This window comes from Acinetobacter sp. V89_4, from assembly GCF_029967875.1.
Taxonomy (GTDB): domain Bacteria; phylum Pseudomonadota; class Gammaproteobacteria; order Pseudomonadales; family Moraxellaceae; genus Acinetobacter; species Acinetobacter oleivorans.
The window spans coordinates 1-19,801 of sequence record NZ_JASCAI010000022.1; the positions used below are offsets into that span (position 1 = coordinate 1).

Consider the following 19,801-nt stretch of genomic DNA (forward strand, 5'->3'; position numbering starts at 1 on the left):
GGGACCTGCGGATTAACAGTCCGTCGCTCTACCGACTGAGCTATTGGAGAATCTGATGCGCATTTTATGGATGAAATCTAAAAGCGTCAATAAGAATATTAAAGAAAATGAATCGTTTGCTTGATTAATATGCTTTTGTCGTATCAAAAATAAAAAAACCACCCAAAATAGGGTGGTTTTTTATAAAGAAATAAAATTATTTCTCTACGCCTGCTGGTTGACCTGCAAGTTTTGCATTTGCATAGTCCCAGTTCACTAGGCTTTCTAAGAAAGTTGCGATGTATTTAGGACGTAAGTTACGGAAATCGATGTAGTAAGCATGTTCCCATACGTCAATTGTTAATACAGCAATTTGACCATGTGCAAGTGGAGTGTCTGCATTAGAAGTTTTAGTAATAGATAATTTACCGTTTACTTCGTCAGCAACTAACCAAGCCCAACCTGAACCGAATTGAGTTGTTGCGGCAGCAGCAAATTCTTCTGCAAATTTTTCGTAGCTACCAAAAGCTTCTTCAATTTTAGCAGCGATTGCGCCAGTAGGTTTACCACCACCATTTGGCTTCATAGAATTCCAGTAGAATGTATGGTTCCAAACTTGAGCAGCGTTGTTGAAAATACCAGCTTTAGATGCATCACCAGCAGTTGCTTTGATGATTTCTTCTAAAGTTTTACCTTCAAGGTCAGTTCCTTTGATTAAGTTGTTTAAGTTAACAACATAGGTATTGTGGTGTTTATCGTGATGGTATTCTAAAGTTTCTTTACTGATATGTGGCGCTAAATCATCATAGCCATATGGAAGTGCAGGTAAAGTAATGGTTGTCATGTTCCTATTCCTTGCATTTGCTGGGTTATACAATATTAAGTGGCTCTATTGTAAATGATTCTGTTCACAATAGGGCATCGTTTTAAAGAACTATACACAATAAAGATCTAATTAATACGCATAACACAGATTGAAAAAAAGACTTAATTAAATCGGATTATTCAATTCAAAATATTCACTTTCAATAGCGAACTGCTGTGAAATTGCTTGTGCCAATCGCTGAACTCCATAACGTTCAGTTGCATGATGACCACAAGCAAAATAGTGAACACCTAATTCTTTTGCTTCATAGAAAGTTCGTTCACTGACTTCGCCTGAAATATAAGCATCACAATTTTGCAAAGCTGCTTTAGCAATAAAATCTTGAGCGCCGCCTGTACAGAAACCTACTTTTTGAATGCTTTGTTTTCCAGCTGGTAAATGAATCACCTTAAAATCAAAATTGTTTTGTAGTTTTGCTTTAAATTCGTCCACAGAAAGTGCTTGCTCTAAATACCCAATATTACCAATCGGATGTTTCTCGGTTAAATCAAGTGGTTCTAAATTCTGTAAATTTAATTTCTCTGCAATGGCTACATTGTTGCCCAAAGTTGGGTGGGCATCTAACGGCAGATGGTAAGCGACTAATGAAATATTATTTTGAATAAGTTTTTTAATGCGGTTACCGCGCATTCCTGTAATTGGGTACGGTTCGCCTTTCCAAAAATAACCATGATGTACAAGTAATAGATCCGCATTTTGAGCAATTGCTGCATCAATCGCGCCTTCGGAAGCAGTAACCGCACAAACGATACGTTTTACTTCAGTTGAACCTTCAATTTGCAGGCCATTTGGTGCGTAATCTTTAAATTCTGCTGCTTTTAAGGTTTGGTCGCACCACTGAATAATTTCATGCAAATTCGCCATGATATTTCCTGAATTGAGTAGTAAATAATTGCTAAAGCTATAGAAACATATTTTGTTGTGTAACTAAAGCTAGACAAATCTTTTTTGAGTTTTTTGTGTATATCGACATATTTAATTTAAAATACTTAACTGAAAACTCTTTTTGTTCAATATATTAATTTAATTAAAAACTTCTTTTCGTAGAGGATATAAACGTGCGCCGCACCTTTACATGGTTACCTTGGGTGTTACTTATTATTGTAATTGCCAGTTTTATTGCATGGCAAAAATACCATCAACCGAAACCAACTGTTGCAGTTGATGGGGTACAAATGCCTGCCGAGAAAGTTGAGCCATTGGTTGATACTTCACGAACGGGCGGGGTGGTATCTTATAGTGCTGCGGTAAAAGTTGCAGCGCCGGCAGTTGTTAATATTTTTACGACCCAAAAAGTTAAACAAAATCATCCATTGTTAAGCGATCCAGTATTCCGCGAATTTTTTGGAAATCAGGTTCCTGAACAACAACAGCAAAATGAAAATAGTTTAGGTTCTGGGGTTATTGTACGTGCTGATGGTTATATTCTTACCAATAATCATGTGATTGCTCAAGCTGATCAAATTGTAGTGGCATTACGTGACGGGCGTCGTGCAGAAGCAACAATTGTTGGAACGGATCCTGATACAGATTTAGCAGTCATTAAAATCGATTTAGATAAATTACCTGTGTTGCCATTTAAGTTAAGTGGTAATGAAGTGGGTGATGTTGTCTTGGCAATTGGTAACCCATTTGGCGTAGGGCAAACGGTAACTCAGGGCATTATTTCTGCGACTGAGCGCTCTGATTTAGGCATTAATACCTATGAAGACTTTATTCAAACCGATGCCGCAATTAATCCAGGTAACTCAGGTGGTGCATTAATTGATGTTGCTGGTAATTTAATTGGGGTGAACACAGCTATTTTCTCTCAGTCGGGTGGCTCATTAGGCATTGGCTTCGCAATTCCAGCTAAAATTTGCCAACAAGTATTAAACTCGATTTTGAAAGATGGCCGTGTTGTACGTGGATGGTTGGGCATTAGTTTAGTACCACCTACACAAGACGATGTCTTGGCACCAAAACAGCAAATTGGTGTAGTTGTTGCTGATGTATTGAAAAGTGGTCCAGCGGCTTCAGCAGGTATAAAAGTTGGCGATAAGATTGTTCAAGTAAATAATGAACCAATCACTTCGGCATCTCATTTGATTAATTACGTTGCATTACAAGCGCCTAATAGCGAAATTAATGTAGTGGTTGAGCGAGCTGGGAAGCAAGAAAACTTTGTGGTAACAGTTGGCGAAAGAAAAAACCAAAATAGTCAATCTCAATATATACCGTTACCTAAACAGTAAAATAAAAAAAGCCTCGTAATGAGGCTTTTTTTATTAGCTTAAATTAAGAATGTGTCGGTGTCTGATGTTGATGTTTGAACTCAGTTAAAGCATCAATGCGGTACTGAATTAACATTTCGCCAATTTCAGCACCCTTAATATTTTCTGGTAAATCCTGAACCTTAATAGAGCGAACCACTTGCATTGCATCTAACATATATTGAGCTTGAGGATAGGGGCGATCTTCTAGACCTAGTCTTCCTCTAGCATCGCACTCACATGCCTGTACAAAAGCTTCTACTCTTTCAGGACGGCGTAATACATCAAGACGTTGTAATAAACGCCATACGGTTCCTGGTTTTAAAGACATAATCTGATGACATTTTAAATGCTCTTTGCACACCGATAATGCCAACTGTCGAGTTTGAGTCGGAACTTTTAAACGTTCGCATAGCTCAGTAACGGGTTTCACGCCACGTTCTTCATGCATGATATGGCGCGGAAGTTCGTTAACTGGCGTTAATGCTTTACCTAAATCATGTACTAAAACAGCAAATCGAACATCAAGCGAGTAGTTTGACTTACACGCTTGTTGCAAAGACATTAGAGTATGTATGCCGCAGTCTACTTCTGGATGATATTCAGGACGTTGTGGTACACCAAACAATGCGTCAATTTCAGGGAAAAGATGTTTTAACGCACCGCAATCGCGTAATGTCTGAAAATAAATATCTGCATGATCTTCTAGGAGTGCACGTGAAGTTTCTTTCCACACACGTTCTGGTGTTAATGCATCAAGTTCACCTGATTCAGCCATCGTTTGCATGAGTTGTAAGGTTTCAGGTGCAATATGAAAACCATATGCAGAATATCGAGCTGCAAAGCGTGCGACACGTAAAACACGTAAAGGATCTTCAGCAAAAGCGTCTGAAACATGTCGTAAGGTTTTATTTTCTAAATCAGTTTGACCGCCATAGGGGTCATATAATTTGCCATCTTGATCCATTGCTATGGCATTGATGGTTAAATCACGGCGAATTAAATCTTCTTCTAAACTTACTGTGGTATCAGTAAAAAACTGAAAACCATGATAGCCCTTACCGGACTTTCGCTCAGTACGTGCAAGTGCATATTCTTCTTTGGTTTCAGGATGAAGAAACACAGGAAAATCTTTGCCTACAGGTTGAAAACCTTGGGCGAGCATATGTTCAGGTGTTGCTCCGACCACAACATAGTCTTTTTCTTGATAGGGATGCCCAAGTAGAGAATCTCGGACGGCACCGCCTACTAAATACACTTGCATGAAAAAACCTCTATTCTTCAAGCAATCATGCTACAGAATAGAGGTTTTCTCAAGTCATTAGACAGGCTTTTCGTAAAAAGCTCTTTCTAAATTACTTTTCTTGTTGTTGGATTTCCGCAACAGTTAAAGCAGTCATATTGATAAGACGACGAGTCGTTGCTGTCGGTGTCAAAATATGAACAGGTTTTGCTGCGCCAAGCAAAATTGGACCAATAGTAACGTTGTTACCAGAAGTCGCTTTCAACAAGTTAAATGAAATATTTGCTGCATCTAGGTTTGGCATAATGAGCAAGTTTGCAGAACCTTTAAAACGTGAACCAGGGAATGCAAATTGGCGAATGCTTTCGTCTAATGCTGCATCACCATGCATTTCACCTTCAACTTCAAGCTCAGGAGCTTGCTCAGATAAAATACGATAAACTTCACGCATTTTTTGAGCACTTGAATCAGTTTGATCGCTACCAAAACTTGAATGAGAAAGAAGTGCTACGCGTGGAGTAATACCAAAGCGACGTACTTCTTCAGCTGCCAAAATAGTCATTTCAGCAAGTTGTTCAGCAGTCGGGTTAGTGTTTACATACGTATCTGCAATAAACAAGTTACGATCTTCAAGCATTAATGCATTTAACGTGAAGAAGTTGTTCATGCCTTCTTTAAGACCGATAACATTGCGTACAAAGTCAAGGTGAATGTTATAGCTACTGTAAGTACCACATAACATACCGTCTGCTTTACCGAATTTAACCAGTAGAGATGCAATTAACGTTGAACGGCGGCGAGCTTCACGTTGAGCATATTCAACTGTGATGCCTTTGCGTTGCATTGTTTGATAGTAATCTTTCCAAAACTCTTCATACATCGGGTTTTGTTCTTGATCAACAATCTCAATATTTACGCCATGTTGTAAACGTAGGCCTAATTTTTTGATATTTGCTTCAATTACAGCAGTACGACCTACTAAAATTGGTTTAGCTAAATCTTCATCAACAGCAATTTGTACTGCACGTAATACGCGCTCGTCTTCACCTTCCGCATATGCAATACGCTTTGGATCAGCTTTTGCTTGAGCAAAAATTGGTTTCATCAAGAATGCAGAGTTATATACAAACTCAGACAATTTTTGACGATATACCGCAAAATCTTCGATAGGACGAGTTGCTACACCTGAGTCCATTGCAGCTTTAGCAACTGCTGGTGCAATTTCTAAAATTAAACGTTGATCAAGTGGGCGTGGAATTAAATAGTCACGGCCAAATGAAGCAGATTTTTCACCATATGTTGCTGCATCGGCTTCAACATGAGCCATACGCGCAATTGCATGTACACATGCAATTTTCATGTCTTCATTAATCGTAGTTGCGCCAACGTCAAGTGCACCACGGAAAATGTATGGGAAACATAATGCGTTATTTACTTGGTTTGGATAGTCAGAACGACCAGTTGCCATAATGACGTCAGAGCGTACTTCATGTGCATGTTCAGGTAAAATTTCTGGATCTGGGTTTGCCAAAGCAAAAATAATAGGGTTCTCAGCCATCTGTTTCACCATTTCTTTGGTGAGAATACCAGCAGCAGAAAGACCCAAGAACATATCAGCGCCAGCCATTACTTCATGAAGCTGAGATGCTGAAATATCTTGAACATAACGTTTTTTAGATTCATCTAAGCCTTCACGTGAAGTGGTTAACAGACCACGAGAATCGGCAACAATGATATTTTCTTTTTTAGCACCAAGCGCACAAAGCAAGTCTAAACATGAAAGTGCTGCTGCACCTGCACCTGAAGCTACAATTTTGATTTCTTCAATTTTCTTATTTACAAGTTGCAATGCATTGAGCAAAGCAGAACCTACAATAATACTTGTACCATGTTGATCGTCATGGAATACAGGAATCTTCATACGTTCACGAAGTTTCTTTTCAATATAGAAACATTCAGGCGCTTTAATATCTTCGAGGTTGATACCACCGAAAGTTGGCTCAAGAGAGGCAACGATATCTACAATTTTATCTGGATCGTTTTCTGCAATTTCGATGTCAAAAACATCTACACCAGCAAACTTTTTGAAGAGAACGCCTTTACCTTCCATTACAGGTTTAGAAGCCAATGGGCCAATATTACCTAAACCAAGTACAGCTGTACCGTTAGTTACTACAGCAACCAAGTTTCCGCGAGCTGTATATTTAGCAGCAGTTGAAGGATCACGTTCAATCTCTAAACATGGCGCAGCAACTCCGGGTGAGTAGGCTAAAGCCAAATCTCGTTGGTTGACAAGTTGCTTACTTGGGGTAACGCTGATTTTCCCTGGGTTTGGATATTCATGGTAATTTAAAGCGGCCTGTTTTAAAGATTGATCGTCCATCTGAGTCTCTATTTGATACAAAAAAGCAAACTAGTCAAATCACTCATTCAGGGAGAAGGCAACTCAGTTCTTTTACTATGCTTTAATTTTTACCAATTAAGAGAATAGTAGACGAATTGCCAATAGCCCTGTAGTGAGCTAAATGCTAAAGAATATAACACTACTTCTTTATTTCTCACAGTCAAAAACGCTCATTTTTGGAAAAAGCAGCATATGTAAAAATAGAGAGTTAGAACAATTAATAAATATGCGAATCTGTTTGTAGATAAGGAATAATCTGCTCAGCTGGGATAGGGCGGCTAAAGAAATAGCCTTGTAAAAAATCACATTGCTGTTTTTGCAGATAGGCAACTTGTTCTTCTGTTTCTACACCTTCGGCAACCAATTTAAGGCCCATACTTTTACCCATTGCAATCATGGCATTTACAATAGCTTCTTGTTTGTGATCACCAATTTTAGAAATGAAAGCACGGTCAATTTTTAGTACATCAATTGGATACTCTGTCAGGTATGCTAAAGAGGAGTAACCTGTACCGAAGTCATCTAAAGCAATTGAAATATCTCGTTGTTTTATCGCATGTAATAGTGTTTTGACGTTATCCGTATTGTCTAATAGAGCTGATTCAGTAATTTCAAGTTCAAGATCCGAACCATGTATATTATATTTTTGCAAAACTTCATCTAGATCATTAAGTAATAAGCCACGATGTATTTGCTGAGCGACAATATTTACAGAGACTTGAACGTTTGTGAAGCCTGCGTTTTTCCATTCTTGTAATTGTTTTCCAACTTTATCTAAAACGACTTTGCCAATATCTGAAATCAGGCTACTACGCTCAGCGAAAGGTATAAACATATTTGGCATGACTAATCCTTTTTCAGGATGTTGCCAACGTATTAATGCTTCAAAACCTATAATAGATTGATCTAGTAGATTAATTTTGGGTTGGTAATAAATGACAAATTCATCATTTTGAATGGCTTTACGTAACTCTTGTTCTAAATCAGCAGTTTTATATGGATGTTCTGCTTTATTGCAATAGTAAGAAATGGTGTTGCCCCCTAAGCGCTTTGCTTCTGAAAGTGCTTGTTCTGCATGGTTATTAAGATGGTCAATTTGTCGGCCATGCTCAGGAAAGCATGCCACACCGATAGATGCTGTAATAAAATATTCGTGATTATCAATATAAAAAGGTGCGTTGAGCGCTTGCAGAATGTTTTGGCAATATTGCTCAATATTTGGATGAATTGGAGAAATTTCATAAATAATTGCAAAATCGTCGCTATTTAAATAGGCAACCAAAATTGCATTAATATTGATTAAGCGTAATCGTTGTGCGAACTGTTTAAGGAGTTCATCACCACTATCATTATTTAAAAATTCATTAAAAGCGCGGAAGCGGTCAATGTTTACTCTTATTAGTGCTAAATTTTTAATGTTATATGAAGGGTTTACAAGATATTGATGTAATTGATTGTAATAGTAAAGACGATTAGGCAAGTGGGTGAGACTATCGTAATTTTTTAAATAGGATAGATGTTGTTCCTGACGTTTTTGCTCAGTGAGGTCACGTGCAAATCCAATATAATTTGTAATTTGATGGAACTCATCTTTGACCACATTGATGTGTAACCACAAATAGACGCTTTTGCCAGAACTAAATTTTTCATCGAATTGACCCATATATTCCCCAGTTTCGAGGAGCTGTTGGGTAATTGAAGTGTGAAATTGTTGTTGTAATTCTTTTTGATTAATCGCAATGCTAAATAATTCTTTATTTAGAAGTTCTGATTTAGAAAATCCGGTTAATTTTTCGTAGTAAGGGTTAATATCAATATAATTCAGGTGTTCATCTAAAATGAATATGCCTTCGGCTGCTTGTTCAAGCACAATTGCCGATAGTCTTAAGTGTTCTTGGTCTTTTTTCTCTTGATGTATATCTCGGGTCATCCCAACCATACGAAGCGCTTTTTGTGTTTTTGGGTCTCTGGTAATGACACGACCTACATCATGAATCCATCGCCATGAACCATCTCGACGTAAAATCCTGAAATTGATATTAAAATGATCTGTAATTCCTTCCAGATGTTGTTTTAAACGCTCGTTAAAAAGCTTTTTATCACTTGGATGTACGCGGTCTAAAATAGTATTGAGATGAATAACAGTCGTTTGTGTCTGCTTTTGTTGATCAAAAAACGTAATTTCTAATTTTTGATTTTCAATATCCCAGTCCCAAGGACGAATGCCTGCCGTTTCATTTGCAAAAGCTAAATTGTAGTGGTGGCTTTCGAGTTGCTCATTCATTTTAGTGAGATCGTATGTGCGTTCACGAACTTTTTGTTCTAGTAAATGGTTATTAAATTGGAGCTGAGCTTCAATATCTTTCGATTTATTCACTTCTTGTTGAAGTTGTACACATAACTCTTCAGCCCATTGGGTATGTTGTTCTGAAATTTGAATGAGCTGTTTATTTCTAAATAATAGTTGAGAAATTTTTTGATAGTTACGTTGAGTTGCGTATGCACAGAGTATGGTAGCTATGAAAGCGATGTTATAGGCGAAATAAAAAGGCAGCTGAGTAATGGGTGTATGTGTAAATTGAGCGATTAATAGGGGTAATGTACTTGGAATAAATAAGAGATAAAAGTATCGAGGTTGTTGCGTTAAAAAAGTCAGTCCAATGATATGGGCAGAAGTGATAAACAAAGCAATTAAAATATGAGCATCTGGTAGGGTGACAAGCTCTTGAGGAAGATAAAAGTGAATAACCGTAACGGTTGCCCCTAATAAAATTCCTGAAATAAAACAAATGCTTTGTAAGATAAGATCAGCTTTTTTAATAAAGTTAATAGTACGATAGTGCGTTAAAATATTTGGAACAAATAATAGGCAAGTAAGAGAGGCAACAGTGAGGCCCATAGACCAGTTAAATATGGTTATTGAAGATGAAAAATAATAAGAAAAAATAGCGTATGAGATGAGACATAGCAGTATTAAGCTAACTAAATACCAGCGTATATATTGAATTGAAAGTTTTAGCTGCTCAATTTTTGTTTGATGCTGTAAATATTCTTCCTGAAGCCCAGACATAAGATTTTTCTATCCTATTTTTTTTACATATATACAGAAAGAATCTGATTTATCAGTGATAAAGAATTTGAAATTTTATTCATACAATAAAAGTAAATTAACTTTAAATAGCGATTTAATCAATGTTCAAAGAACTTAGGTGGATAAAAACCGATAATTTAAAATAGATAAGGCGACGACTGGCGCAGTTTCTGTACGTAAAACACGGTCACCAATACACCAGTTCATAAAACCAGCTTGATTGGCTTGAGTAATTTCATTCTCGCTTAAACCGCCTTCTGGTCCAATTAACAAAGCAAGTTCAGGTTGTATGCCTGCTAATACATCTTTTTGTTCTTTTTCTGGCGCTAAAACGAATTTAGATTGAGGAAGTTCTGAAGAACTTAACCATTCATTAAGAGAAATAGGTGCTAATACTTCTGGGACTAAGTTCAAGCCACATTGTTCACAGGCTGCAATTGTAACAGCTTGCCAATGGTCTAATTTTTTTTGATCTCGGTCATATTTTAAACGCATTTCACAGCGCTCACTGGTTAAAAGCTGAATCTTGCTTACGCCAAGTTCAGTTGCTTTCTGAATGGCATAATCCATTCGGTCACCTTTACTCATGACCTGACCAAGAACTGCTTTAAATGGAGCATTGCGGTTATTAGGGTTGAAATTCTCAAGTGTGACAAACGCATTTTTTTTATTAATTTCGGTCAGTGTCGCGAGATATTCGCCACCTTGACCATTAAAGAGAGTTGCTTGTTCTTGTAATTGTGCACGTAAGACACGCACCCAATGATGAAATACTGATTCAGTTAGTTGAATAGTTGAACCAACTGTAAGTTCAGTTTCGATAAAAAAACGATTCATTGGGTGCGCCTTACAAAATTAATTTAAACCAAGATCAACAACGAGTTGACGAGTTGGTTCGACTTGATTCATTGAATAGAAATGTAAGCTTGGTGCACCACCTGCGATTAGGCGTTCACATAGCTTCACAACAACTTCATGACCAAAAGCTTTAATACTTTCGCTGTCATCGCCATAGGCTTGTAATTGTTTACGGATCCAACGAGGAATCTCTGCACCAGTACCATCAGCAAAGCGAATTAAATTGCTGGCATTGGTAATCGGCATGATGCCAGGAGCCACCGGAATATTAACTCCAGCTTTTTCCAGACGCTCAATAAAATAAAAGTATGAGTCTGGATTAAAGAAGAATTGTGTAATTCCTGCATTAGCGCCAGCTTGTATTTTTTCAATAAAACGTTGGATATCTGAATCAAGGTTTTCAGCTTGAGGGTGCATTTCAGGATAAGCTGCAACTTCAATATGAAAATGATCACCTGAATGCTCACGAATAAAACGTACTAAATCTTGAGCATAAGGAAGTTCGCCAAGCCCGACTTGACCAGAAGGTAAGTCACCGCGTAAAGCGACAATACGGTTAATGCCTTGGGTTTTATATAAATCTAGTAACTCAGCAATACGCGCTTTATCATCACCAATGCATGAAAGGTGAGGTGCAACTGGTGTACCTTTACCATTGAAATCGTCAATAGCAGCAAGAGTACGTTCGCGAGTAGAACCACCAGCACCATATGTAATCGAGAAGAAATCTGGATTTAATAGTTGTAATTCTTGATGAACAATACGAAGTTTTTCAGCACCGGCATCAGTTTTCGGTGGGAAAAACTCAAAAGAAATGGGTATACGTTTAGTCATGTCAAATCCTTGTAAACAGCGAAACAATATTTTTAGAAAAAAGGGCAGACGGTGAACCGTCTGCCCTTAAGTTCTTAGTATTTGTAAGCGTCAGACTTGAATGGTCCCTCAACAGCAACACCTAAATAGCCAGCTTGCTCTTGAGTTAATTGAGTAAGTACACCACCAAAACCTGCAACCATTGCCGCAGCAACTTCTTCGTCAAGTTTCTTAGGAAGAACTTCTACACGAATTTTTGCAGTTTTTTCGTTTGCAGGAAGGTCAGCAAATTTCTCTTGGAATAAGTGAATTTGACCTAACACTTGGTTAGCAAAAGAACCATCCATCACACGTGATGGGTGACCAGTTGCATTACCTAGGTTTACAAGGCGACCTTCAGAAAGAAGAATGAGGTAGTTATTTTCATCTTCAGAACGATAAACTTGGTGAACTTGTGGCTTAACTTCAACCCACTTGTAACCACGTAAATAAGCTGTGTCGATTTCTGTGTCGAAGTGACCGATGTTACATACAACTGCACCAGCTTTTAAGCTATCTAACATTGCAGCATCACATACGTGGTAGTTACCAGTAGTCGTTACAACAAGGTCAGTGTTGCCAAGTAAGTCGTGGTTAATATCTTCTTTTTTGCCTGTTTGTACGCCGTTTTTGTATGGAGATACAACTTCATAGCCATCCATACATGCTTGCATTGCACAAATTGGATCAACTTCAGTTACACGAACGATCATCCCTTCTTGACGTAAAGATTGAGCAGAGCCTTTACCAACGTCACCATAACCGATCACAAGCGCACGACGACCAGACAAAAGCATGTCAGTTGCGCGTTTGATTGCATCATTTAATGAGTGACGGCAACCATATTTGTTGTCGTTTTTAGATTTAGTAACTGAGTCATTTACGTTAATTGCAGGTACTTTCAAAGAACCGTCTTTCCACATTTCGATAAGACGTTGAACACCTGTAGTCGTTTCTTCAGTAATTCCGTGAATACGTTCTAAAAGAGCAGGGTATTTTTCATGAACAAGAGCAGTTAAGTCACCGCCATCATCCAAGATCATGTTGGCATCCCAAGGCTGACCATTAACATTCACTTGTTGTTCAAGACACCATACATATTCTTCTTCAGTTTCGCCTTTCCAAGCAAAAACAGGAATACCGCGAGCAGCAATTGCAGCAGCAGCATGGTCTTGAGTCGAGAAAATGTTACATGAAGTCCAACGAACTTCAGCACCTAATTCAACAAGCGTTTCAATAAGAACCGCTGTTTGAATGGTCATGTGAATACAACCAAGGATTTTTGCACCAGCAAGTGGTTTAGACGCTGCATAACGTTTACGTAAACCAATTAGAGCTGGCATTTCTGCTTCAGCAAGTTTGATTTCTTTACGACCGTAGTCAGCAAGAGAGATGTCAGCAACTTTATAATCTGTAAATGAAGCATTAACCGCGTTCATTACGATCTCCTTAATTAAAAATAAAAATTGATCATTATGTTCGCGGATGCCGTTGTTGGTTAAAACGAGTGTTTAACCGATTGTCGAGCCTGGCAAATTGATCTTTAGTGCCGATCATTTGTCGCAGCATCCCTCGACTAGCGAAACATTGTACTTGGAAAAGCTTTTAGTGCCAATCCAGTTTTGTTTATTATCTGCCTAATTATCCTTATAGATTCAAATTATGGCAGTAAATATTCCCCAAGCTCTAGCAAACCTCGAAGCAAACTGTGGTGTTTTTGCGGTTTGGATGGTGCTTCAACATCATGGAGTACAAATTGATGTTGCTGAGTTGATTAAAGTTTGCCGATACGACGAAGGGGGCACCTATACTATTGCCTTAGCTGTTGCATTAAAGAAACTAGGATTTCAAGTGTCATTTCATTCAGATGAAGATCCTAATATTAGCCCAAGTGAACGAATGAGCTATAAAGAAGCAAAGGTATTGAAAATACCGACAGGGTCTGCCTTGAGCTATCAAGATATTCAAGCTGAAATTCAAAATGGCAAAATGGTGATTGTCTATTACGATACTCTAGCTGGAGTGGGGAATCAGTCACTTGTGTATTCAATAGATGAAAAAAATATCTGTTTCTTTGATAGCTTTGAACCGATGTCAGCAGCAGTTTTTGAAAAGCAACGTCAAGTAGAAGGGATTTGTCGTCAGGCTATCGTGATTGACGACCGTAATTTTCAGATGCATTCGACTAAATTAAATTAGATTAAAAAGAGCCAGTAGGCTGCTGGCTCATATTGAAATTATTTTTGTTGATATTCTTGAATCACTTCTAAAGCAGCACGAAAAGCTTCTTGTGTAGCAGGTGCGCCACAATATGGAAGGCTGTGCAATAAAGTTTCTTGAATCTCTTCAACTGTACAGCCATTGTTAAGTGCACCACGAACATGGCCTTTGAGTTCTGTGGGTGACTTAAGTGCAGTTAACATTGCCAAAGTAATTAATGAACGATATTTACGTGGTAATACGCCTTCACGCTGCCAAGTCGATCCCCATGCATGCTCGTTAATCCAGTCTTGTAAAGGCTGAGTAAAGGGTACGGTGTTTTCTTGGGCGCGTTTTACAAAAGCTTCTCCCATCACTTCTGTGCGAACTTTTAATCCATTTTCGTAATCTTGCTTAGACATTAATTTCTCCTAAAAATAAAAGCGTCGATTGACGCTTTTATGGCTGTTTATTAATTAATGTGAATCAAGTGTGATTGCAATAGTGAATTAGTGGAGGTATCAGTCACTAAATTTGATGAGGGTTTGATAAAGGAAGATCTTTATTTAAATCTTCATCAAATACATCTGTAAGCATGCTATCGAATCGAATTGCGTTGTATTGCAATAATTGTTGAGCTTCACTTTCAGTAATAAAACCTTCTTTTATTGCTTGTGCAATATTCTCTTCGAAAGTCAGTCCTGTAAATTTGCCTTTAGATTCAGCTTTTTTGAACTTATCCCAAAGTGGTTCAAGGGTTCGTAGAATTTGAAAAGTATGCTCTAAACGTCCAGTCACATCATCGGCTTTGGTTGAATAAAATACGTGATGCTTAAGCTGCTCTCTAAAAGGATGCTCTTGCATCATAAGTTCAGCGACTTGCTGTTTTAACTCATCGTCAGGTTTTGAAATGACACGGCCAAGAGGGAAACAGATCCATTTTACAAATGCCGCTGGAAGTTTAGCTGGGAAGTTTTTAAATAATCCCCAAAATGCTTCCTGAATATTCAAGAACGCTTTTTGTAGAGCTAATTTAGCGTGAAGTTGTTCGGCTTCAGTTTTTTGGCCAGCTTCATAAAATTTTAAAATCGCAGTAGAAATAAAGAGGTGCGCGTGAATATCTGCTAACCGTCCTGATAACATTTCTTTGCGTTTTAAGTCTCCTGCAAGTAAACCAAGTGACATATCCGAAACAAGCGCGAAGTTGGCACTAAAACGGTTAATTGTCTTATAGTAACTGGCAGTAAATTGATCTACTGATTGAGGGGCATCGCTTGAGCCACCTGTCCAACCATAAGCAAATGATTTTGCCCCACGGTTAAATGTATAGGCTAAATGTTTAAATAATAAATCATCGAATTTTTGAACTGCATTAGCTTTATCCTCAGATTGAAGGAGTTGTAATTCTTCAAATAGATAAGGATGACAACGCATTGAACCTTGACCAAAAATCATCAATGAACGAGTCAAAATATTTGCGCCTTCTACCGTAATTGCAATTGGAATCGCTTGATAGGTAAGGGCAAGGAAGTTACGTGGTCCAAGTTGAATTGCACGTCCTCCAGCAATATCCATTCCGTGATTAACGACTTTACGCATCGTTTCAGTTGCATAATATTTTGCCATGGCAGTCATTACCGCAGGTGTTCCACCTTGATTTAGGCCACATGTCACTAAATAACGGAATGCTTCAAGCATATAGGCATCGCTGGCAATTTCACTGGTCGCTTCTTGTACGCCTTCAAATTTACCTACTGAAATATTGAACTGTTGACGAATTTTCGCAAAAGCACCAACGGTTAAATAGCTCATTTCACCTGCTGCTGTTGCTAAAGCTGGAAGGGAGATACCACGGCCAACACCTAAGCACTCCATTAGCATTCGCCAGCCTTTACCGGCATTTTCTTGTCCACCAATAATCCAGTCAATTGGAATGAAAACATCTTCTCCTTCTACGGTTCCGTTCATAAATGGAGAACCTGGAAAATGACGCGCTCCTATTTTGACGCCTGCATGACTAGCAGGAATGAGTGCACAGGTAATACCGTACTCTGTTTTATTTTTATCGCCGAGTAACCCTTCAGGGTCATATAGTTTAAATGCAAGACCTACGACTGTGGCAATTGGCGCAAGGGTAATCCAGCGTTTAGAGAAATTCATGCGCAAACCAAGAACTTGAGCACCTTCATATTCGCCGTAGCAAACAACACCTGAATCTGGAATGGCGCCAGCATCTGAACCCGCTTCTGGACTGGTTAAACCAAAGCATGGGATTTCTTCACCTTTAGCTAGGCCTGGTAAATATTGTTGCTTTTGAGCATCAGTACCGTAGTGCATGAGTAGCTCACCCGGTCCCAACGAATTTGGAACCATACAACTCACAGCAGTGGTGAGTGAGCGTGAAGCAATTTTGCTCATAATACGACTTTGGGCAAATGAGCTAAATTCTTTGCCGCCAAAGGATTTTGGAATAATAAGACCTAAAAAACCTTTGTCTTTAATAAATTGCCAAACCTCTGGTGGAAGATCTTTTAAGTGATGATGAATTTCCCACTCATTGAGCATGCTACAAAGTAGTTCAACTTCATTATCAATAAAACTTTGTTCTTCTTCTGACAACGTTGGGTAAGGATATTTCTCAAATTGAGACCAATCAGGTGATCCCATAAACAATTCTTTTTCCCACCAACTGGTACCTGCCTCTAAAGCCTCTTGTTCAGTCGTACTGATGCTCGGCATTGAGTTTGCTAATGTTTTATAGGCAGGTTTAGTAATCAGGTTAAAGCGTAATGGTGCAAATAAAATAATGATACTAAGGGCAATGAGGGGGATACCTAAAATGAGAGCCCATGGCGTTAATATGAGTGCAGTAAATATAGCTACTGCAATCGTAATTACACTGCCAATGATTCGATTCAGGTTAAAAAAGAAAATTGCCCATATTGCAAAAAGCTGAATGACGATGCTTAAAACAAAGAGTAGGAAAATCATACTTGCTCCTTGCTAGATAAGCCCTCAAGTTAGAAGTTGCGAAAAAAGCGAGGAGAGATTTAAGGCTTAACTAGCTAATTTTAATGCTGTTTAAATTTAATTTTTTATATCGCAATTGATGTATATGCTAGAGCAGGGATATATCGTACTTTTAGGTATAAGATATTTTTCTGTGAAAGTGTAATGGCTTGTTTTATCGATTTGTCAAGAAATGTTATTGATTTTCTTATACAAATAAAAAGCCCTCTGTGTTAGAGGGCTTTTTGTAGATATTTAATTTATTAAGCTTCGACAACTTGAACAGCGATTTTCTTAGCTGGATCTACTTTACGACGAACTTCTGGTACTGGTTCACCATGGTATTGACGATCAGCAAAATAGCTTGAACGAACCATTGGTGCAGACCAAATATTTCTAAAGCCAAGTTTGCGGCCATGCTCTGCATAACGTTCAAACTCTTCTGGCGTTACAAAGCGGTCAATTGGCGCATGTTGTTTAGATGGCTGTAAATATTGACCAATCGTCACATAGTCAACATCGTGAGCACGTAAGTCATCAAGCAATGCGATAACTTCTTCTTCAGTTTCACCAATACCGACCATCAAACCACATTTTGTTGGAATATCTGGGCAGTATTCTTTAAACATTTTTAATAAGGTTAAAGAATGCTGATAGTCTGAACCTGGACGCATTGCTTTATATAAGCGAGGCACAGTCTCAATGTTGTGGTTAAATACGTCTGGCGGACATTCAGTCATAATGCGTAAAGCAATATCCATGCGTCCACGGAAGTCTGGTACTAAAATCTCAAGCAATGTCGTCGGGCTAAGCGCGCGAGCTTCTTTAATACAGTCCACAAAATGTTGTGCACCGCCGTCAAGTAAGTCATCACGGTCAACCGAAGTAATTACTGCGTACTTGAGTTTCAGGTTAGAAATGGTTTCTGCCATGTGACGAGGTTCGTCAGCATCGAGCGCATTTGGGCGACCATGTGCTACATCACAGAAAGGACAACGGCGTGTACAAATATCGCCCATAATCATGAATGTTGCTGTACCACCACCAAAACATTCTGGTAGGTTAGGACAAGCAGCTTCTTCACAAACGGTATGGAGTTTTTGAGCACGTAAAGTCGTTTTAATACGCTGAACTTCTTCTGGTGCCGTCATCTTGACACGAATCCAGTCAGGTTTACGCGGCACTTCAACCGTAGGTACAACTTTTACAGGAATTCTTGCGACTTTTTCTGCGCCACGAAGTTTTACACCCTGTTCAGGTTTACGGTGTTCTGACATATCTAACTTTTCCACTCGTTTATAGAGACATTGACATTGTATTATAGCGAAGTTCTTCAGTTAATAGCGGAAAATAACTATTCATATAATAAATGTGGCTATTCAGAAATATAGGGTTGAGAAATACATAAATTCACCGCATATTAGTCATAATCTATTATAAAATATGGTCATTCAAGAGAGGAAGGAGCTTTCAATGCCACGTAAAAAAGAGGTCGTTAGTGGGAATTTCGTTAAATACGATGCGGTAGTTCTCGGTTCTGGACCTGCGGGTGAAGGCGCGGCAATGAAGCTTTCAAAAGCTGGTAAGCGTGTTGCAATTGTAGATGTGCGTGATCAACTTGGTGGTAACTGTGCACACGTAGGAACGATTCCAAGTAAAGCATTACGTCAAACAGTTTCTAGTATTATTCGCTATCAGCGTGATCCAATGTTTCAAAAAGTAGGTGAATGGAAACAGTTCACCATGAAACAGGTTTTGCGTAATGCACACAAAGTGATTCAACAACAGGTTGATACACATACACGTTTTTATGACCGTAACAAGATTGGTGTCTTCCACGGTCGTGCATATATTCAAGATAAAAATACAGTCTTAGTTTTTAGCCATGAAGGCATTAAAGAGACAATTATCTGTAAGCAAATCGTGATTGCGACAGGTAGTCGTCCTTATCATCCGCAAGGTCTCGACTTTGATCATCCTCGCGTGTTTGATTCGGACAAGATTCTTGATCTTGATTATTCAATTCAAAAAATTATTATTTACGGCGCGGGCGTTATTGGCTGTGAATATGCCTCAATCTTTATTGGTTTAGATCATAAAGTTGACTTGATCAATACTCAGCAAAAACTATTAAGTTATCTAGATGATGAAATTGCTGATGCTTTGTCTTATCATTTACGTGAACAAGGTGTATTGATTCGTCACAACGAACAAATGGATCATCTTGAAACGTTTGATGACCATGTTGTTTTACACTTACAAAGTGGTAAAAAGATTAAAGCCGATGCCATTCTTTGGTGTAACGGCCGTTCAGGTAACACAGAAGGCTTAGGTCTTGAGAACGTTGGACTAGTTCCAAACAACCGCGGACAGCTTTCTGTAAATGATCAATATCAAACTGAAGTTGAAAACATTTATGCTGCTGGTGACGTGATTGGTTGGCCATCACTTGCTTCTGCTGCTTATGACCAAGGGCGCTGTGCTGGCGCAAACATGAGTGGTGAAGATGCGAAGCCAGTACGTGATATCCCAACTGGTATCTATACCATTCCTGAAATCTCATCAATTGGTAAAAATGAACAGGAATTAACGGAAGAAAAAATTCCGTATGAAGTGGGTCAAGCTTCTTTCCGTCATTTAGCTCGTGCACAAATTACCGGTGATACAGTAGGTGAGTTAAAAATTCTTTTCCACCGCGACACTATGGAAATTTTAGGTATTCACTGTTTTGGTAATAACGCTGCCGAAATTATCCACATTGGGCAAGCAGTTATGCACAGCCCAAATAATACCTTGAAATATTTCGTTGAAACGACATTTAACTATCCAACTATGGCTGAAGCGTATCGTGTAGCTGCACTTAATGGTATGAATCGTTTGTTTTGATTTTAAATAAGTTTTTAATAAAAAAAGCCCGCAAACTTGCGGGCTTTTTTATTTTCATTAGACCATAGGTTTTTTATATTTTTATGACAATCCAAGGGATGATTTTAGCTTTTCATCATACTAGTGTGGACAAAATGCTTGG

The 19,801-nt window shown here is 38.5% G+C and carries 14 protein-coding genes; 3 read left to right on the forward strand and 11 right to left on the reverse strand.

Translation table 11 applies throughout. The features are described from left to right. Positions 1-196: 196 nt before the first annotated feature. Together QLG01_RS09510 and QLG01_RS09515 are read right to left on the reverse strand one after the other, a co-directional pair. Positions 197-823: a superoxide dismutase gene (locus QLG01_RS09510; RefSeq protein ID WP_003650584.1), complete on the reverse strand. Its 627-nt coding sequence runs from the start codon at positions 821-823 to the stop codon at positions 197-199. Between the two features lie 147 nt (positions 824-970). Further along, complete coding sequence (locus tag QLG01_RS09515; protein ID WP_151766926.1) at positions 971-1,729, reverse strand: Nif3-like dinuclear metal center hexameric protein; 759 nt, start codon at positions 1,727-1,729, stop codon at positions 971-973. Between the two features lie 194 nt (positions 1,730-1,923). On the opposite strand from QLG01_RS09515, the gene QLG01_RS09520 reads away from it, so the two are divergent. Beyond that, positions 1,924-3,099, forward strand: a complete 1,176-nt coding sequence (locus tag QLG01_RS09520; protein WP_013197197.1) for a trypsin-like peptidase domain-containing protein — start codon at positions 1,924-1,926, stop codon at positions 3,097-3,099. A 43-nt stretch (positions 3,100-3,142) separates the two neighbouring features. Here QLG01_RS09520 and QLG01_RS09525 read toward each other — a convergent pair whose 3' ends face one another. The 6 genes from QLG01_RS09525 to ahcY form a co-directional block, all read right to left on the reverse strand. Beyond that, entirely contained in the window at positions 3,143-4,381 is a 1,239-nt protein-coding gene (locus QLG01_RS09525) for a multifunctional CCA addition/repair protein (RefSeq protein WP_151766928.1), read from the reverse strand. Positions 4,382-4,472: 91 nt separating this feature from the next. Then, a complete protein-coding gene (locus QLG01_RS09530; protein ID WP_005307164.1) occupies positions 4,473-6,743 on the reverse strand; it encodes an NADP-dependent malic enzyme in 2,271 nt (756 codons plus the stop codon). A 238-nt stretch (positions 6,744-6,981) separates the two neighbouring features. After that, positions 6,982-9,834 carry a GGDEF domain-containing phosphodiesterase gene (locus tag QLG01_RS09535; RefSeq protein ID WP_282496332.1) on the reverse strand — a complete coding sequence of 951 codons (2,853 nt, stop codon included), beginning with the start codon at positions 9,832-9,834 and terminating at the stop codon, positions 6,982-6,984. A gap of 135 nt (positions 9,835-9,969) precedes the next feature. Continuing rightward, a complete protein-coding gene (locus tag QLG01_RS09540; protein ID WP_282496333.1) occupies positions 9,970-10,692 on the reverse strand; it encodes a 16S rRNA (uracil(1498)-N(3))-methyltransferase in 723 nt (240 codons plus the stop codon). 18 nt (positions 10,693-10,710) lie between these two features. After that, the gene (metF, locus tag QLG01_RS09545; RefSeq protein ID WP_282496334.1) at positions 10,711-11,547 is read right to left on the reverse strand and encodes a methylenetetrahydrofolate reductase [NAD(P)H]; all 837 of its coding nucleotides are present in this window, start codon (positions 11,545-11,547) and stop codon (positions 10,711-10,713) included. Between the two features lie 74 nt (positions 11,548-11,621). Continuing rightward, entirely contained in the window at positions 11,622-13,004 is a 1,383-nt protein-coding gene (gene ahcY / locus QLG01_RS09550) for an adenosylhomocysteinase (RefSeq protein WP_144731861.1), read from the reverse strand. A gap of 223 nt (positions 13,005-13,227) precedes the next feature. Here ahcY and QLG01_RS09555 point away from each other — a divergent pair, with 223 nt between their 5' ends. Then, positions 13,228-13,764: a cysteine peptidase family C39 domain-containing protein gene (locus QLG01_RS09555; protein WP_005307151.1), complete on the forward strand. Its 537-nt coding sequence runs from the start codon at positions 13,228-13,230 to the stop codon at positions 13,762-13,764. 38 nt (positions 13,765-13,802) lie between these two features. Here the strand turns inward: QLG01_RS09555 and QLG01_RS09560 are convergent, their stop codons facing one another. The 3 genes from QLG01_RS09560 to lipA all read right to left on the reverse strand — a co-directional run bounded on the left by QLG01_RS09560 (position 13,803) and on the right by lipA (position 18,050). Next, positions 13,803-14,186, reverse strand: a complete 384-nt coding sequence (locus tag QLG01_RS09560) for a carboxymuconolactone decarboxylase family protein (RefSeq protein WP_000043120.1) — start codon at positions 14,184-14,186, stop codon at positions 13,803-13,805. 106 nt (positions 14,187-14,292) lie between these two features. Continuing rightward, positions 14,293-16,755 (reverse strand): acyl-CoA dehydrogenase, encoded by a 2,463-nt coding sequence (locus tag QLG01_RS09565; RefSeq protein WP_282496335.1) that lies wholly within the window; start codon positions 16,753-16,755, stop codon positions 14,293-14,295. Between the two features lie 281 nt (positions 16,756-17,036). Next, complete coding sequence (gene lipA, locus QLG01_RS09570; RefSeq protein WP_003650609.1) at positions 17,037-18,050, reverse strand: lipoyl synthase; 1,014 nt, start codon at positions 18,048-18,050, stop codon at positions 17,037-17,039. Between the two features lie 196 nt (positions 18,051-18,246). Between lipA and sthA the strand changes: the two genes are divergently transcribed. Continuing rightward, entirely contained in the window at positions 18,247-19,659 is a 1,413-nt protein-coding gene (sthA, locus tag QLG01_RS09575) for a Si-specific NAD(P)(+) transhydrogenase (protein ID WP_004790990.1), read from the forward strand. The last annotated feature ends 142 nt before the right edge of the window (positions 19,660-19,801 follow it).

Bases quoted from the DNA above. Each gene is read 5' to 3' on its own strand.
- ahcY (WP_144731861.1), bottom strand. From the start codon at position 13,004: ATGAACGCGGTTAATGCTTCATTTACAGATTATAAAGTTGCTGACATC.
- QLG01_RS09525 (WP_151766928.1), bottom strand. From the start codon at position 4,381: ATGCAAGTGTATTTAGTAGGCGGTGCCGTCCGAGATTCTCTACTTGGG.
- QLG01_RS09555 (WP_005307151.1), top strand. From the start codon at position 13,228: ATGGCAGTAAATATTCCCCAAGCTCTAGCAAACCTCGAAGCAAACTGT.
- QLG01_RS09535 (WP_282496332.1), bottom strand. From the start codon at position 9,834: ATGTCTGGGCTTCAGGAAGAATATTTACAGCATCAAACAAAAATTGAG.
- QLG01_RS09565 (WP_282496335.1), bottom strand. From the start codon at position 16,755: ATGATTTTCCTACTCTTTGTTTTAAGCATCGTCATTCAGCTTTTTGCA.
- sthA (WP_004790990.1), top strand. From the start codon at position 18,247: ATGCCACGTAAAAAAGAGGTCGTTAGTGGGAATTTCGTTAAATACGAT.
- metF (WP_282496334.1), bottom strand. From the start codon at position 11,547: ATGACTAAACGTATACCCATTTCTTTTGAGTTTTTCCCACCGAAAACT.
- QLG01_RS09530 (WP_005307164.1), bottom strand. From the start codon at position 6,743: ATGGACGATCAATCTTTAAAACAGGCCGCTTTAAATTACCATGAATAT.
- QLG01_RS09510 (WP_003650584.1), bottom strand. From the start codon at position 823: ATGACAACCATTACTTTACCTGCACTTCCATATGGCTATGATGATTTA.
- QLG01_RS09540 (WP_282496333.1), bottom strand. From the start codon at position 10,692: ATGAATCGTTTTTTTATCGAAACTGAACTTACAGTTGGTTCAACTATT.
- QLG01_RS09515 (WP_151766926.1), bottom strand. From the start codon at position 1,729: ATGGCGAATTTGCATGAAATTATTCAGTGGTGCGACCAAACCTTAAAA.
- QLG01_RS09560 (WP_000043120.1), bottom strand. From the start codon at position 14,186: ATGTCTAAGCAAGATTACGAAAATGGATTAAAAGTTCGCACAGAAGTG.
- lipA (WP_003650609.1), bottom strand. From the start codon at position 18,050: ATGTCAGAACACCGTAAACCTGAACAGGGTGTAAAACTTCGTGGCGCA.